This window comes from Grimontia indica, from assembly GCF_000333895.2.
Classification (GTDB): domain Bacteria; phylum Pseudomonadota; class Gammaproteobacteria; order Enterobacterales; family Vibrionaceae; genus Enterovibrio; species Enterovibrio indicus.
Map to the genome: position 1 here is coordinate 1 of NZ_ANFM02000004.1, position 15,145 is coordinate 15,145.

General features: G+C 49.9%; 15 protein-coding genes and 2 rRNA genes. 10 read left to right on the forward strand and 7 right to left on the reverse strand.

Annotated elements, in window-relative coordinates; genetic code table 11:
- Positions 1-154: 154 nt before the first annotated feature.
- A complete protein-coding gene (gene orn / locus D515_RS02090) occupies positions 155-700 on the reverse strand; it encodes an oligoribonuclease (protein WP_002535604.1) in 546 nt (181 codons plus the stop codon).
- Positions 701-778: 78 nt separating this feature from the next.
- On the opposite strand from orn, the gene rsgA reads away from it, so the two are divergent.
- The 4 genes from rsgA (at position 779) to D515_RS02110 (ending at position 5,462) form a co-directional block, all read left to right on the forward strand.
- Entirely contained in the window at positions 779-1,831 is a 1,053-nt protein-coding gene (gene rsgA / locus D515_RS02095; protein ID WP_002535605.1) for a small ribosomal subunit biogenesis GTPase RsgA, read from the forward strand.
- A 113-nt stretch (positions 1,832-1,944) separates the two neighbouring features.
- Positions 1,945-2,856 carry an archaetidylserine decarboxylase gene (gene asd, locus D515_RS02100; RefSeq protein WP_002535606.1) on the forward strand — a complete coding sequence of 304 codons (912 nt, stop codon included), beginning with the start codon at positions 1,945-1,947 and terminating at the stop codon, positions 2,854-2,856.
- Between the two features lie 198 nt (positions 2,857-3,054).
- The gene (locus D515_RS02105; RefSeq protein ID WP_002535607.1) at positions 3,055-4,470 is read left to right on the forward strand and encodes an SLC13 family permease; all 1,416 of its coding nucleotides are present in this window, start codon (positions 3,055-3,057) and stop codon (positions 4,468-4,470) included.
- 101 nt (positions 4,471-4,571) lie between these two features.
- Positions 4,572-5,462, forward strand: a complete 891-nt coding sequence (locus tag D515_RS02110; protein ID WP_002535608.1) for a DMT family transporter — start codon at positions 4,572-4,574, stop codon at positions 5,460-5,462.
- 54 nt (positions 5,463-5,516) lie between these two features.
- Here the strand turns inward: D515_RS02110 and epmA are convergent, their stop codons facing one another.
- The gene (gene epmA / locus D515_RS02115) at positions 5,517-6,488 is read right to left on the reverse strand and encodes an elongation factor P--(R)-beta-lysine ligase (RefSeq protein WP_039849503.1); all 972 of its coding nucleotides are present in this window, start codon (positions 6,486-6,488) and stop codon (positions 5,517-5,519) included.
- A 461-nt stretch (positions 6,489-6,949) separates the two neighbouring features.
- Between epmA and frdA the strand changes: the two genes are divergently transcribed.
- Genes frdA through frdD form a run of 4 tightly spaced genes read left to right on the forward strand, consistent with a single transcriptional unit; the run spans position 6,950 to position 10,289 of the window.
- On the forward strand, positions 6,950-8,761 hold the full coding sequence (gene frdA, locus D515_RS02120; protein ID WP_002535610.1) for a fumarate reductase (quinol) flavoprotein subunit: 1,812 nt from the start codon (positions 6,950-6,952) through the stop codon (positions 8,759-8,761).
- Positions 8,761-9,516, forward strand: coding sequence for a succinate dehydrogenase/fumarate reductase iron-sulfur subunit (locus tag D515_RS02125; protein ID WP_002535611.1), 756 nt, complete (start codon positions 8,761-8,763; stop codon positions 9,514-9,516). Before frdA ends, D515_RS02125 begins: the two co-directional genes overlap by 1 nt.
- 2 nt (positions 9,517-9,518) lie before the next feature.
- Positions 9,519-9,902 (forward strand): fumarate reductase subunit FrdC, encoded by a 384-nt coding sequence (gene frdC / locus D515_RS02130; protein WP_002535612.1) that lies wholly within the window; start codon positions 9,519-9,521, stop codon positions 9,900-9,902.
- Between the two features lie 24 nt (positions 9,903-9,926).
- On the forward strand, positions 9,927-10,289 hold the full coding sequence (frdD, locus tag D515_RS02135; protein WP_002535614.1) for a fumarate reductase subunit FrdD: 363 nt from the start codon (positions 9,927-9,929) through the stop codon (positions 10,287-10,289).
- Between the two features lie 71 nt (positions 10,290-10,360).
- On the opposite strand, the gene D515_RS02140 is transcribed toward frdD, so the two are convergent.
- Positions 10,361-11,770 (reverse strand): SPFH domain-containing protein, encoded by a 1,410-nt coding sequence (locus tag D515_RS02140; RefSeq protein ID WP_002535615.1) that lies wholly within the window; start codon positions 11,768-11,770, stop codon positions 10,361-10,363.
- A 266-nt stretch (positions 11,771-12,036) separates the two neighbouring features.
- Positions 12,037-12,603 (reverse strand): elongation factor P, encoded by a 567-nt coding sequence (gene efp / locus D515_RS02145; RefSeq protein WP_002535616.1) that lies wholly within the window; start codon positions 12,601-12,603, stop codon positions 12,037-12,039.
- A 34-nt stretch (positions 12,604-12,637) separates the two neighbouring features.
- On the opposite strand from efp, the gene epmB reads away from it, so the two are divergent.
- Both epmB and D515_RS02155 read left to right on the forward strand, forming a co-directional pair.
- Positions 12,638-13,660, forward strand: coding sequence for an EF-P beta-lysylation protein EpmB (gene epmB, locus D515_RS02150; protein ID WP_002535618.1), 1,023 nt, complete (start codon positions 12,638-12,640; stop codon positions 13,658-13,660).
- Between the two features lie 94 nt (positions 13,661-13,754).
- Positions 13,755-14,249 carry a GNAT family N-acetyltransferase gene (locus D515_RS02155; RefSeq protein WP_002535619.1) on the forward strand — a complete coding sequence of 165 codons (495 nt, stop codon included), beginning with the start codon at positions 13,755-13,757 and terminating at the stop codon, positions 14,247-14,249.
- 47 nt (positions 14,250-14,296) lie between these two features.
- Here D515_RS02155 and D515_RS02160 read toward each other — a convergent pair whose 3' ends face one another.
- The 3 genes from D515_RS02160 to D515_RS02170 form a co-directional block, all read right to left on the reverse strand.
- Positions 14,297-14,635: a 50S ribosome-binding protein YggL gene (locus D515_RS02160; RefSeq protein ID WP_002535620.1), complete on the reverse strand. Its 339-nt coding sequence runs from the start codon at positions 14,633-14,635 to the stop codon at positions 14,297-14,299.
- A 192-nt stretch (positions 14,636-14,827) separates the two neighbouring features.
- Positions 14,828-14,943 (reverse strand): 5S ribosomal RNA (gene rrf / locus D515_RS02165).
- A 95-nt stretch (positions 14,944-15,038) separates the two neighbouring features.
- Positions 15,039-15,145: ribosomal RNA gene (locus D515_RS02170) — 23S ribosomal RNA — on the reverse strand; the annotation flags it as partial.

Consider the following 15,145-nt stretch of genomic DNA (forward strand, 5'->3'; position numbering starts at 1 on the left):
ACCTTGGCAAGGTTGCGCTCTACCAGCTGAGCTAGTGTCGCTTTATCAAAGACATTTGTCTCTGTCAGGGCTGCGAATTATACGAAGAAAAATCGCGGATGCAATACTCTGAATCCAGAATTTTTGATTTTTCTTCGCATTGGTTATTTTGCCGTCAGATCGTAAAGATCTTGCTCCGGTAGTAACGAAGTTCCTCAATTGACTCCCGAATATCATCCAGTGCCAAATGAGTCCCTTGTTTTTTGATTCCTGACAGAACTTCAGGTTCCCAGCGACGAACCAACTCTTTGATCGTGCTGACGTCGACGGTACGGTAGTGGAAAAAACGTTCCAGTTCAGGCATATGCTTATAGAGGAAACGGCGATCCTGGCCAACACTGTTGCCACAAATCGGCGACACACCGGCAGGCACCCAGTCTTGCAGGAAAGCGATCGTTTGTTTGATCGCGTCAGTTTCACTTACTGTGCTTGCTTTCACGCGATCCACCAGCCCGCTGCCAGTATGAGTATTGGTGCACCACTCGTCCATTTTCGCCAGTTCTTCATCAGACTGGTGAATAGCGAGCACAGGCCCTTCAGCTAACACATTAAGTTCAGCATCTGTTACAACGGTAGCGATCTCAATGACTTTATGTACTTCTGGGTCGAGCCCTGTCATTTCGAGATCAATCCAGATTAAATTCTTATCGCTGAAAGACATCCAAATTGCCTATTTTACAAGTAAACCATGTATCATACTTAGCCTGACATGAAAGCCAACTAAACTAGCGACATTCTCGTGGCAAAAAAGAAAAAGCTCACAAAAGGCCAGTTACGCCGAGTACGGACAAATCAAAAAAAACGCATCGATCGCCAGCAAGAAGAGGTCCAATGGGACGAATCTCTGCTTGAATCTGCCCGTGAAGGGGTGGTGATCACCCGTTTCGGTCAGCACGCTGACATCGAAGATACTCAAACTGGCATCATCCACCGTTGCAACCTTCGCCGCTCTATCGAAAGCTTGGTGACCGGAGACAAAGTCGTCTGGCGTCCAGGCGTGGAAACACTGCAAGGCATTGCCGGCGTTGTGGAAGCTGCTCATGAACGCCACTCAGTGCTTACCCGTCCTGATTACTATGACGGCGTCAAACCGGTCGCGGCCAATATTGATCAGGTGGTGATCGTTTCCGCGATATTACCCGAATTGTCTACGAACATTATAGACCGTTACCTGATCGCTACCGAACAGGTTGGCTTCAAGCCCCTTATCGTGATCAACAAGATTGATTTGTTGGACGCTGAAGGCCTTGAAATGGTTAAAAATATCCTCTCTTTGTATGCCGAAATTGGCTACGAAGTATTGATGGTTAGCCAGAAAAGCGGTGAAGGCGTCGACGAGCTGAAAGCGCGTTTGGCTGATGGTACAAGCATTTTCGTGGGCCAATCCGGCGTAGGTAAATCCAGCCTGGTGAATGCCCTGCTTCCTGAAGTGAATGCCGACATCGGTGAAGTTTCTGAAAACTCAGGGCTTGGCCAACACACCACCACGACAGCGCGTTTGTATCACTTCCCTGATGGTGGCGATCTGATTGATAGCCCAGGGGTGCGTGAGTTCGGTCTTTGGCACTTAGAACCTGAACAGGTGACTCAAGGCTTCAAAGAATTCCGCGAATTCCTCGGAGGCTGTAAGTTCCGCGACTGCAAGCACAAAGACGATCCAGGTTGTCTACTGCGGGAAGCAGTGGAAGATGGCAAGATCAGTGTTGAGCGTTTCGAGAGCTACCACAAAATCATCGACAGCATGTCTGAGATGAAGGCAAATCGTCAGTTTTCACGCAATAAAGAAAACTGATCCATTTGGCTCAACTACACATCAACTGGTTAGCGGCCTGTTAATTTTGTAAACTAGGCCGCTTTTTAAATTCCAGGCCCGTTCTCGGGCACATACGAGTTAGGAAAATAACCGTGTCTAACGATTTAAAAATTGGCCTGCAGTACTGCATGCCAAAACACCTGCTGACCCGCCTTGTTGGCAAACTGGCAGCAGCTAAAGCCGGCTTTCTGACAACGGCTGTGATCAAGTGGTTTATCCGCCAGTACAAGGTGGAAATGAACGAAGCTAAGAACCCCGATCCAAAAAGCTATCCAACCTTTAATGACTTCTTCGTCCGCGAATTAAAAGAAGGCGCACGCCCTCTGAATGACGAAGCAAGCGTGATTGCTCACCCTGCCGATGCATGTGTGAGCCAAGCTGGCCCAATTGAAAAAGGCCGTCTGATTCAGGCGAAAGGCCACACCTTTGACGCCTGCGAACTGCTGGGCGGCGACGCCAAGCTGGCGGAAGAGTTTACTGATGGCGACTTCGCCACGCTGTACCTGTCACCACGTGATTACCACCGTGTTCACATGCCATGTGACGGCACACTGCGCCAGATGATTTACGTGCCGGGCGACCTGTTTTCCGTCAACCCGCTAACCGCAGAAAACGTGCCTAACCTGTTCGCACGTAACGAGCGCGTGGTGTGTATTTTCGATACTGCTTTCGGTCCAATGGCGCACATTCTGGTTGGTGCGACCATTGTCGGCAGCATTGAAACGGTTTGGTCAGGCACGGTGACACCACCTACTGGCCAGAGCATCCGTCGCTGGGACTACCCTGCAGAAGGCGAGCAAGCCATCACGCTGAAAAAAGGCGAAGAAATGGGTCGCTTCAAGCTGGGTTCAACCGTGATCAACCTGTTCCCGAAAGGCGCGATCACCTTTGATGACGCTATCATTCCTGGCAAACCAACCCGCATGGGTGAGGTTTACGCACGTCAGAATGGTGTTGAAGCATCAGCAGAGACAGAAAGCGACGAAGCGCAAATCGCCGAATAAGCAAACTGGTCACACAAACTGTGATCTGTAACGAAAAGGGCAGCAATGCCCTTTTTTTGTGCCCAAAGTTTATCCAAACACAGAGTATTTTCTCTGCCACTCCGTATCCTGTAGCTCGTACTGAGCGGCTCAACACAATGAAATAACAAGCAAATACTGGCCGCTTATTTCTGTTTTCTGAGAATGGAAGTCTGCCGTATGCCAAGCCTTTCCCGCGCTGATATTTTGAAGTTTGTTGTGGCGTTTGGTGTCCCTTTGGGTGTGTTGATGATGCCCATAGATTGGATCCCATTGGATGACCTGACTGTGATACAGCATCGCCTGCTGGCGATTTTCCTGCTAGCCGCCCTACTTTGGGTGCTTGAGCCCGTGCCGGTATTTGCCACCTCGATCCTGATCATCGCCCTTGAGCTGATTATGATCTCTGACAAAGGGCTCTCTCTGTTCCGTGAAGCGGTGCCCGGCCATGATCTGGGTGAACTCATCAAATATACCGACATCTTCAGCGCCTTCTCGTCCCCCATTATCATTCTGTTTATGGGCGGTTTTGCGCTGGCGATTGCCGCTTCCAAGTACGATCTCGACAACAACCTCGCGCGTGTTCTACTCAAGCCTTTCGGCACCAAGCCGAGCCTTATCATGCTGGGCTTAATGTTGATTACCGCGGTGTTTTCGATGTTTATGTCCAACACCGCCACCACGGTTATGATGCTGGCACTGCTTGCCCCTATTGTGGCGACCGTGCCACGCGGTGATAACGGCGTAAAAGCGCTGGTGCTGTGTATTCCCATTGCTGCCAATACTGGTGGCATCGCCACGCCAATCGGTACGCCGCCTAATGCCATTGCGCTGCAATACCTCACCGGAGAAAACGCCATCAGCTTTCTGGAATGGATGACCATGGGCCTGCCTTTTGTGGTGGTGCAACTTGCCTTTGCCTGGTGGCTGCTGCAAAAACTCTTCCCGACGGAACAGGAAGAAATGAAACTCAAGCTCAACGGTACTTTTCAAAAAAGCTGGCGTGCTTACACGGTGTATGCCACGTTTGCCGCGACTATCCTGCTTTGGATGACCACCAGCCTGCACGGCATGAACACTTATGTCGTGTCGATCATTCCACTCGCGGTATTCACCCTGACCGGCATCATGGGTAAGGAAGAGCTGAAGCTTATCAACTGGGATGTGCTTTGGCTGGTTGCCGGTGGTATCGCGATTGGTTTGGCGCTCGACAAAACCGGGCTGGCCGCTGCGCTGGCTCATGCCGTGGATTACGATGCCCTGTCGCCACTCGCCGTGGTGCTGACGCTCTCTATGATTTGCTGGTTAATGGCCAATTTCATGTCCAACACGGCCACTGCCAACCTTCTGATGCCGATTGCCGCAGCGGTTGCGATGTCGATGGACAGCCTTGTTTCTGTCGGCGGCATTCAGGGACTTCTTGTCGTCGTTGCCTTCTCAGCATCTCTTGGCATGATCCTTCCTGTATCAACACCGCCAAACAGTCTGGCTTACTCCACTGGCCTGATTGAAAGCAAAGATATGGCAAAAGTCGGTCTGATTGTGGGTCTGGTTGGCCTTGCGATTGTATACGCCGCGCTGCTCGTCCTAAACTGATCCCATCTATTTGCGGGGAAAGCGCACTGAGCACTTTTCCCGCCTGGCTTCAGCGGATAAACTCGCGCTCCTTTCCGGTTCTTTAAGTTAAAGGTGTCATCTTGGGTTACGAATGGCTCGCGCTCGGCGCTGCCTTCCTGTGGGGTATTTCCAGCCTGATTTCGGTCACGCCTGCGCGTCACTTGGGCAGCTTTGCCTATAGCCGCTGGCGGATGGCATGTGTGTCAGTGATGCTGACAACACTGGCCTTGTTTACAGGTGGCTGGGCAACCGTCTCATCCGATATTCTCTGGCCGATGGCACTGTCTGGTCTTATTGGAATATTTATTGGCGATACCGCCTTGTTTGGCTGTATGAACCGAATAGGACCCCGACGTTCTGGCCTTTTGTATTCCTGCCATGCGGTCTTTTCTGCCCTGCTTGGCATTTGGCTGTTTGGTGAAACGCTAGAAGGGATCCGTCTGCTCGGTGCCATTCTGGTGTTCTCCGGAGTCATGATTGCGGTCTTCTTCCGCCAAAGCGGTAATGCACACCAATGGGAAGAAACTAAAGGCAATATCTGGGTGGCTGTCGGGCTGGGTTTGACAGCAGCGCTTTGTCAGTCGTTGGGTGGGGTCATTGCCAAGCCTGTTTTAACCCAAGGGGTGGATCCGATTGCCGCTTCCGCTATCCGGATGATCGCAGCTTTCCTTGCCCACGGCACACTGATTTTCCTCCAGATACGTGTCGCACAACCCGTTAACCCGATCAACTGGCGTATCTTCGGTATGGTTGTCGTGAACGGCTTTTTGGCAATGGCAGTCGGTATGACCCTGATTATGTACGCGCTGAAATGGGGAGAAGTCAGCATGGTCGCGCTACTGTCTTCCACGACACCGGTAATGATCCTGCCGTTGATTTGGCTGTTTACCCGCGTGCGCCCTGCACCAAGCGCTTGGTTAGGTGCTGCGCTCGCCGTTATTGGCGCAGGTCTTATCGTTACCAGTAGCTGATAGGATTCCCAATAAAAAACGCCGCATGATGCGGCGTTTTTTATTGGAGCGGGGTCAAGCTCGCCCGACCGGAAAAGCAATCACCTCATCGATGTGGGTTTTGCCTAAAGCCAGCATGATCAGACGATCGATACCCAGCGCAACACCTGCGCAATCCGGCAAGCCATGACGAATCGCTTCAATCAAATGATGATCAATAGGCTGGGCTTGCAGCCCCATCTTTTCGCGCTTGCGGTTATCTTCTTCAAAACGGGCCAATTGCTCGTCGGCGTTGTCCAGTTCATAGAAACCGTTCGCGAGCTCAATACCTTTAAAGTAGACCTCGAAGCGCGCCGCTACGCGGCTATCATCTTCACACACTCGCGCCAGTGCCGCTTGTGATGCCGGGAAGTTATAAACGAAAGCCGGGACAGTTTGGCCAATTTTCTCTTCAACACCAACGCTGAATAAAAGTTGCAGCAAGGTGTCGCGGTCTTCTTCCGGATCGGCGATATCAGACAATCCCAGTGGTGCAGCCGCAGCCTTTAACTTGTCCATCGAGCCTTCTAGCGGGCAGACACCGAGCACATTGATGAACGCTTCCTGATAAGTCATTCGCTCTGCACCGCCAACGCCCAGAGTCAGTTGAAGCAAGGCATCCATTTCATCCATCAATGCATGATGGTCAAAGCCTGGACGGTACCATTCCAGCATGGTGAACTCAGGGTTGTGGTTTCGGCCTGCTTCTTCGTTACGAAATGCTTTGTTGATTTGGTAGATAGCACCACTCCCCGCCGCCAGCAGGCGTTTCATGTGGAACTCAGGGCTGGTCATCATGTAAAGCGGGATACCCTTAGCGAAACCTGGGCCGACAAATTCCGTCTTGAAAGTATGCAGATGAAAATCCGTCACCGTCGCCTGACTCATGGCTGGCGTGTCAACTTCCAGCACATCACGCTCGGCAAAAAAGCCGCGAATATCGTTCACCAGTTTGGCTCTGGCTTTCAGGGTTTCAATTTCTGCGGTGGGACGCCATTCAAGGGTCATTGCTATCACTCAATCTCATTATGACTGGCGGCATTTTAGCTTTCGAAAGCCATGATAGAAACCCGCCGCTTCATTGACATCATAAATGCCTTTTCTGCCCTTTCATTCAAGCGACTGAATTAGCGCAATAAAAGCGCAAAACTCCTTTCGATAACCATTCTCATTTTCACCATTTTTCCTTTTTAAAAGAGAGAGTTAAATTGCGTGTGGCGATGACAGATTTTACGTGTCAGAAACAAGAGAAAACGACGCGCAACCTCTGTTTAACAAGGTGATTTCTTCCTGTCTAACGACCTGGATCACAAATCTACTGCTCTGGCTTTTTAGAAGGCAGAAACTCGGAACAAATACCCTTTCAGGTCAAAATTTACGGGATTTAACTTTAATAAGATGGGGAAAGTTTTTGAGTTAGATGCACGGTTAGCATCTTTAAATTTTTAACAATCCTCCGGAGGATAGCTGTGAAAACCATTACCACAGATATCGCTGTTATTGGCGCGGGCGGTGCAGGTCTTCGTACTGCAATTGCTGCTGCAGAAGCAAACCCAGAGCTGGAAATCGCTTTGGTTTCCAAAGTTTACCCAATGCGTTCCCACACGGTGGCCGCAGAAGGTGGCTCCGCCGCTGTCATCAAGGATGAGGATAGTCTCGACAACCACTTCAACGATACCGTTGGCGGTGGTGACTGGCTATGTGAACAGGACGTTGTTGAATATTTCGTAGAAAACGCGACTCGCGAAATGGTTCAGCTGGAGCAATGGGGTTGCCCATGGAGCCGCAAGGAAAACGGTGATGTTAACGTACGTCGCTTCGGTGGTATGAAGGTTGAACGCACCTGGTTTGCCGCTGATAAAACCGGTTTCCACATGCTGCACACCCTGTTCCAGACATCGATCAAATACCCACAAATCAAACGTCTCGACGAGTATTTCGTCGTTGACCTGCTGGTTGTCGACAATGAAGTACAAGGCCTTATCGCCATTCACATGGCGGAAGGCGAACTGGTCTGCATTAAAGCGAAATCCGTCGTACTGGCAACAGGTGGTGCAGGTCGTGTTTACAACTGCAACACCAACGGCGGTATCGTGACTGGCGACGGCATGGCGATGGCTTTCCGTCACGGTGCGGCACTGCGCGACATGGAGTTCGTTCAATATCACCCAACTGGCCTGCCAGGCACCGGCATTCTAATGACAGAAGGCTGCCGTGGTGAAGGCGGTATCATCGTCAACAAGAACGGCTACCGTTACCTGCAAGATTACGGCATGGGCCCGGAAACGCCGGTTGGTCAGCCAAAGAACAAATACATGGAGCTGGGCCCTCGTGACAAAGTGTCGCAAGCGTTCTGGCACGAGCAGCAAAAAGGTAACACCATCAAGCACCCACTGGGGGATGTGGTTCACCTTGACCTTCGCCATCTGGGTGAAGAGTACCTCAAGGAACGTCTGCCGTTTATCTGTGAGCTGGCAAAAGCATACGTCAACGTCGACCCAGCCAAAGAGCCAATCCCAATCCGTCCTACCGTGCACTACACCATGGGTGGTATCGAAACCGATTCCCGCACTGAAACCAGCATTAAAGGTCTGTTTGCAGTGGGCGAATGTTCTTCTGTCGGTCTGCACGGCGCGAACCGTTTGGGCTCAAACTCACTGGCAGAACTGGTGGTCTTTGGCCGCGTAGCCGGTGAGGGTGCCGCTGGCCGTGCCGCTGAATTCAAAGGCTGGAACGAAGCTGAAATCGCAAATCAGATGGAAGCAGTGAAAGCTCGCATCGATGTGCTGATGTCTCAAGAAGGCAATGAGAACTGGGCGGAAATCCGCACTGAAATGGGTCATACCATGGAAGCGGGTTGTGGTATCTACCGCCGCGAAGATCTGATGCAAGAGACCATCAACAAGCTCGCTGAGCTGAAAGAGCGTTACAAGCGCATCAGCATCAAAGACAAAGGCAAGGTATTCAACACTGACCTGCTGTATGCGATTGAAGTGGGCTACGGTCTGGAAGTCGCTGAAGCCATGGCGCACTCCGCCGTGCTTCGCCGTGAATCCCGTGGCGCGCACCAGCGTCTGGATGACGGTTGCACCGAGCGTGATGACCAGAACTTCCTGAAGCACTCGCTGGCGTTCTATAACCCAGAAGGTGCACCAACGATTAAATACAGTGACGTGAAAATCACCAAGTCTCAGCCTAAAGCACGTCTTTACGGCGCCGCTGCAGAAGAAGCAGAAGCAGCAGCGAAGAAGGCTGAAAAAGCAGAGAAGGAGCAGGCATAATGTCAGCAAACCGCATTCAGAAAGTCAGCATTCTTCGCTACGACCCATCGAAAGATGACGAACCACGTCTGCAAACCTTCGACGTGCCATTTGATGAAACCATGTCTGTACTGGACGCATTGGGTTACATCAAGGATCACCTGGACAAAGATCTGTCTTACCGCTGGTCTTGTCGCATGGCGATCTGTGGTTCGTGCGGCATCATGGTCAACAAGGTGCCAAAACTGGCATGTAAAGCCTTCCTGCGTGATTACCCAGACGGTGTAACCATCGAGCCACTGGCGAACTTCCCTATCGAGAAAGATTTGATTGTCGACATGACGCCGTTCATCGAGCGTCTTGAGGCCATCAAGCCTTACATCATTGGCAATGACCGCAAACCAGAAGATGGCCCGAACAACCAGACGCCTGAGCAAATGGCGCGCTACAAACAGTTCGCTGGCTGCATCAACTGTGGTCTGTGTTACGCGGCATGTCCGCAGTTTGGTCTGAACCCTGAGTTCATTGGCCCAGCTGCGCTGACACTGGCACACCGCTACAACCTCGACAGCCGTGATAACGGTGCTGCTGAGCGTATGAAGCTGATTAACGGTGAAAATGGCGCTTGGGGTTGTACCTTTGTGGGTTACTGCTCTGAAGTATGTCCGAAGAACGTTGATCCGGCAGGCGCGGTAAACCAAGGCAAGATCGCATCGTCACAAGACTTCGTGATCGCAATGCTCAAGCCAGATGGCTCTAAGAAAGTGGAGGCTTAAGGATGTCTAACCGTAAACCTTACGTTCGTGAAATGAAGCGTACCTGGTGGAAAGACCATCCTTTCTACCGCATGTATATGGTGCGTGAAGCCACTGTGCTTCCGCTGATTTTCTTCACCCTGTGCCTGACTTTCGGTTTGGGCAGTCTGGTCGTTGGCGAAACGGCATGGAATGGTTGGTTATCATTCATGGCAAACCCCGTCGTTATCGCGATCAACATCGTGGCACTCGCGGGTAGCCTGTTCCACGCACAGACTTTCTTCAGCATGATGCCGCAAGTGATGCCTATCCGCATCGGTGGAAAATTGCTGGATAAGAAAGTGATCGTCCTGACGCAGTGGGTTGCTGTTGCGGTGATTTCTGCTGTGATTCTGTTTCTGGTTTAACCCCGACATCTGAGGAGATTTAACGTGGTCGATTTGAATCCAAAACGTTCTGACGAACCGGTATGGTGGGGTCTGTTTGGTGCAGGTGGTTCATGGTTTGCCATGATCACCCCTGTGACCATTCTGGTTCTGGGCATCATGGCACCAATGGGCATGCTGGATGCAGAAGCATTGAGCTATGAGCGCGTGACAAGTTTTGTCACCAGCTTCATCGGCGCACTGTTCACCATCGGTACTCTGTCTCTGCCAATGTGGCATGCGATGCACCGCCTGCACCATGGTATGCATGATCTAAAATTCCACACTGGCACCGCAGGCAAAGTCGCCTGTTACGCAACGGCATTTCTGATCAGCGCCCTGTCTGTTATTTTCATTTTCATGATTTAACAGCCAGTAAAACGAGAAAAAGGGAGCATTTGCTCCCTTTTTGTTTACTTAGGCTCTATTGAAATTAGCCTTTACTGCTGCACTTTCTGCATGGCTTCGGTTTTTTCCATCATTCCCAATGCGCCAAGCCCGGTGATCACATCAAGATTAGTGGTCATCTTTCCGCCATCACCGCCACCAAAGTAGTGCTTTGGTACTTCAACTTTGAAGTCTTTCAGGTTGTGATAAAGCGACGTAGAAATATCACGGTTAAGCTCTGCCAGATAGACGTCGCGGTTTGCACCATACGCATCATACTTGGCTTTCAGTATGGCCGCTTCCGCTTCACCTTTAGCCAGAATCGCTAGAGCTTCGAACTCCGCAGCCTTCGCGTTAGCCTGCTGAATCGCAAGGTTGGCTTCTGCAATCGCCAGTTCTTTGGATTTCTCCACTTCCGCCAATTGCTTGGTTTTCTCTACCTCAACAATCTCACGTTTGGCAATTTGCTGCGCAACCGCCACCTCTTTTTGTTGGGCAATTACCGCCAGCTCTTTGGTACGCTGCGCATCCTGTACTTCACGGGTACGCTGGATTTCTTTACGAAGCTGCTCGGTTTCCGCCTGCGCCTTCGAGGTTTCCTGCTCCTGAATCGCACGGATACGATCCGCGACCAGTCGTTTCTTATCAGCTAATAACTGGTCTAACTGCTTCTCCGGTTGCGGATCGCCAATGGTGACCTGAGTGACATGAATACCATATTGCTGCAGCGGGTTATCCTGGCGGATTGGCTGACCACTCGCATCACGCACAGGTACGGTTTTCCATACCAATTGTTGGGTGCGTTGCAGCTTATTGGCATCAGACTGATCCAAACCAACAGGTGCCAAATCCAACTCTTCCACTTCAACCTGACGACGCTCGGTCAAATAGATCCCCTCACGAAGCTGATCGCCCAGTTTGGATTTGAATTGGTTCAGTCCGCCCTGGAAGAATTCCTCTCCCGTGTACTGGGTTGCCGTGATCACCGTTACGTTTCGTGCGTTTTTCACCAACAAAGCATCAATCAGGTTGCTGTTATTACGAAATTCTCGGTGCATTTTCTTCACGGCTTCCGGATCGTTGCTTAGCTTAAAGCGGTAAGTCACCGGGATTTGGCCGATGTAAGTGTCCGCAAAACGCACCTGCACCGGATCCAGCCGCTGGTAGAAATCTTCACCTGCGTTGTTACCGAATGACACAGTAATCACTTGATCGTACTGCGTGATTTTCGATAAAAACGGCATCCGAAAGTGAATACCAGGCTCGGTAAACACATCCAGCTCACCTGTCATATTGTTCTGATGAACATAGGTGTAACCTGCATCTGTCATCAATACTGAGCTATTAATTGTCAGCCCCAACCCGAGCAGCGGTATACCAATAATCGCTGCTTTTAGACCTGTTCTAGCCAACTGACGTCTTTCTTCCATTTTTAAACCCTGTCCTAGATTTTTAGTGTCCATATTCTTTTCCTTCTTATTTGCTGCTTGATGAATAAAGCGGTATGGCTTTTAGGCCAAAGTGAATAACTACTCATCACCAGCGGGAATAAATGTAACAAAAAATTTATAACAGGAATATTCGAAACATTAACCGCATTAATTCGGTTTTAACGAAATATAACAACAAGGAATGATAGAAGGATGTTTGCGAAGATAAATTGGAATTTACGGGGCTCTGATACGCAAAAAGCGCCCCGAAGGACGCTTTTCAGCATAGAAGTAATGAATTACTTCACGCGGCTTACGTATTCACCTGAACGAGTGTCAACTTTGATCACTTCGCCGATTTGGATGAACAGAGGTACACGCACAACTGCGCCAGTGATCAGAGTTGCTGGCTTACCACCGGTACCCTGAGTATCGCCTTTCAGGCCTGGGTCTGTTTCAGTCACTTCCAGCTCAACAAAGTTTGGTGGAGTCACTGCGATTGGGTTGCCATTCCACAGAGTCAGAGTACAACGATCGTTCTCTTTCAGCCATTTGATGTTTTCGCTTACTGCTTTCTCGTCAGCTGCGATTTGCTCAAATGATTCTGCGTTCATGAAATGCCAGAACTCACCGTCGGTGTACAGGTAGTCCAGTTCCATATCGATAACGTCAGCAGCTTCAACAGAGTCGCCAGACTTGAAAGTCTTCTCCAGCACTTTGCCAGAAAGCAATTTGCGGATTTTCACGCGGTTGAACGCTTGGCCTTTACCTGGCTTAACGAACTCGTTTTCGATAATGACACAAGGCTCGTTATCGAGCATAATTTTCATTCCGCCGCGGAATTCATTGGTGCTAAAAGACGCCATGTCTATCCTCTTAACATCTTCGAAGTTGTCATAAATGCCGGACATAATAACCCGAAATGCGCCTTCTGTTGAGCAAAACTGGCTCAAAGAAATGGCAAATGCTGTCTCAGATCCTCAAAAGCTTCTGCAACAGCTTGATATAGAGCCTTCCGCATGGACGTCTGGCTTCAGCGCGCGTGAACTATTTTCCCAGCGCGTGCCACAAAGCTTCATCAATCGTATGGAAAAAGGTAACCCACACGACCCTCTGCTGCGTCAAGTGTTGCCAGTGATTGAAGAGTTCGAAGAAGTCAGTGGTTTCACCACAGATCCACTTCAAGAGCAGGACAATACGGTTCCAGGCCTGCTGCACAAATACAAAAACCGCGTGCTGATGATTGTTAAGGGTGGCTGCGCGATTAATTGCCGCTATTGTTTCCGTCGCCATTTCCCGTATGAAGACAATAAAGGCGGGAAAGACGTCTGGCGCGAAGCGATCACTTACTTACAGCAGCATCCCGAAGTGGATGAAGTCATCCTTTCAGGTGGCGACCCACTGATGGCAAAAGATCACGAACTGCAATGGCTGATTGAAGCCATAGAATCTGTACCGCATATCAAACGTCTTCGTATCCACACACGTTTACCTGTCGTTATTCCATCTAGGGTGACGTTAGCACTTACTCACATACTTGAGTCATCAAGGCTTGGTGTGGTGTTGGTTACGCATATTAACCATGCTAACGAGATTGACGACGAGCTTCGAGCTTCGATGACAAAGCTGAAGCAAGCAGGCGTTACTCTTTTAAACCAAGGTGTGCTTCTCCGCGGTGTGAATGATTCTGTCGATGCACTGAAAAACCTGAGCAACAACTTATTTGATGCGGGCATCTTGCCGTATTACCTGCATGTACTGGATAAGGTAAAGGGGGCCGCGCATTTTCTGGTCGATGACGACGAAGCCAAAAAGCTGATGTCTGGCCTTATAAAAGAGGTCTCTGGCTACATGGTGCCACGCCTGACCCGTGAGATCGGCGGACGCGATAGTAAAACACCACTAGACCTTCACCTTGAGTGATAAAAGTAAGCAATCACCAACTAAAAACTGCTTGCTTAGCAGTCAGTTGCAAGCAATGATGAAAAGTCCCTCTGGCATTACCTAAGGAGTGACTATGCCTGTAACTGTACGTCCTGTAGAACCTCGCGATATTCCTGCTATTCAGCAACTTTATGCCTGCCCGAAAGCACAAGCTGGCACACTGCAAATGCCACTACCATCGCTCGCGATGTGGGAAAAGCGACTCAATAATATACCGGATGACATTTACTGCCTGATCGCGGAAGAGGATGGGGAGATAGTTGGTCAATTAGGCTTTGAAGCCAACCGTAAAGGACGAAGACGCCATGTCGGACAATTTGGTATGGCCGTGCATGACGAGCACACCGGAAAAGGCGTCGCCAGCGCTTTGCTTACCGCAATGATAGACTTGGCGGATAACTGGCTGAACCTGCGCCGAATCGAGTTAACCGTTTATAGTGACAATGAAGCCGCGATTGCCTTGTATCAAAAGTTTGGTTTTAGGCAGGAAGGTATAGCGGTTGATTACGCGTTTCGAAATGGAAAATACGTCGATGCGCTCTTTATGGCACGCCTGAACACTCAATAATCCAAGAAGACAATAGAGATCCGGTCATCCGGATCCTTTTGTTTTAATTAATCGACAAACTCCAGTTGATGGAGATCGACAAGCGGTCCCAACTTCAGCAATTCAACTTCATTACGCTCTTCAATCCATGTTTTGATTGATTTCCTATCCAGCTCTGTCGCAGAGCCATATCTGAGAGCGGAACCTATAACCAACTCGATATTACTCATACCCCCACCGCCAACAAGCAGATGCCGGGATTCAGCAAACTCAGCAAGTGACTCGATAAAAACATCCAGCTCCTCATCACTTTCCGTATTCAGCTTCAGGCTGATCACAAAGCCAAAAACTGCAAATTCATCCAGATACAGTTTCTTTCTCAATCGCTTAGAACGTTGTGATGGCATGACTCAGGTTCCTGTCAGATAACAAGTGCTGACAGTGTAGAAGCTAGTCGAGAAGTTGTCGGTAGCAAAAGCTAAAAAACGGGAGCGGTGGTAAATATGGAAAGTGGCAAACGCAAAAAAGCCCTGACCGTCAGGTCAGGGCTTTTTCTGCTTTTTGTCTTCACTTTTTCAAAAAGTGAAAGAAAATTAGAAGCCTGGCGATGTCCTACTCTCACATGGGGAGACCCCACACTACCATCGGCGCTGTTACGTTTCACTACTGAGTTCGGCATGGAGTCAGGTGGGTCCATAACGCTATGGTCGCCAAGCAAATTCGTTAAAATCTTGGAAAGTGACTTTGTTTGTTCTCGTTCTTACACATTCAATGTTCTATTCGAGTCCGTCAAAACCCCTTGGGTGTTGTATGGTTAAGCCTCACGGGCAATTAGTATCAGTTAGCTCAACGCCTCGCAGCGCTTACACACCAGACCTATCTACGTCGTAGTCTCCAACAACCCTTTAGAGGACTTA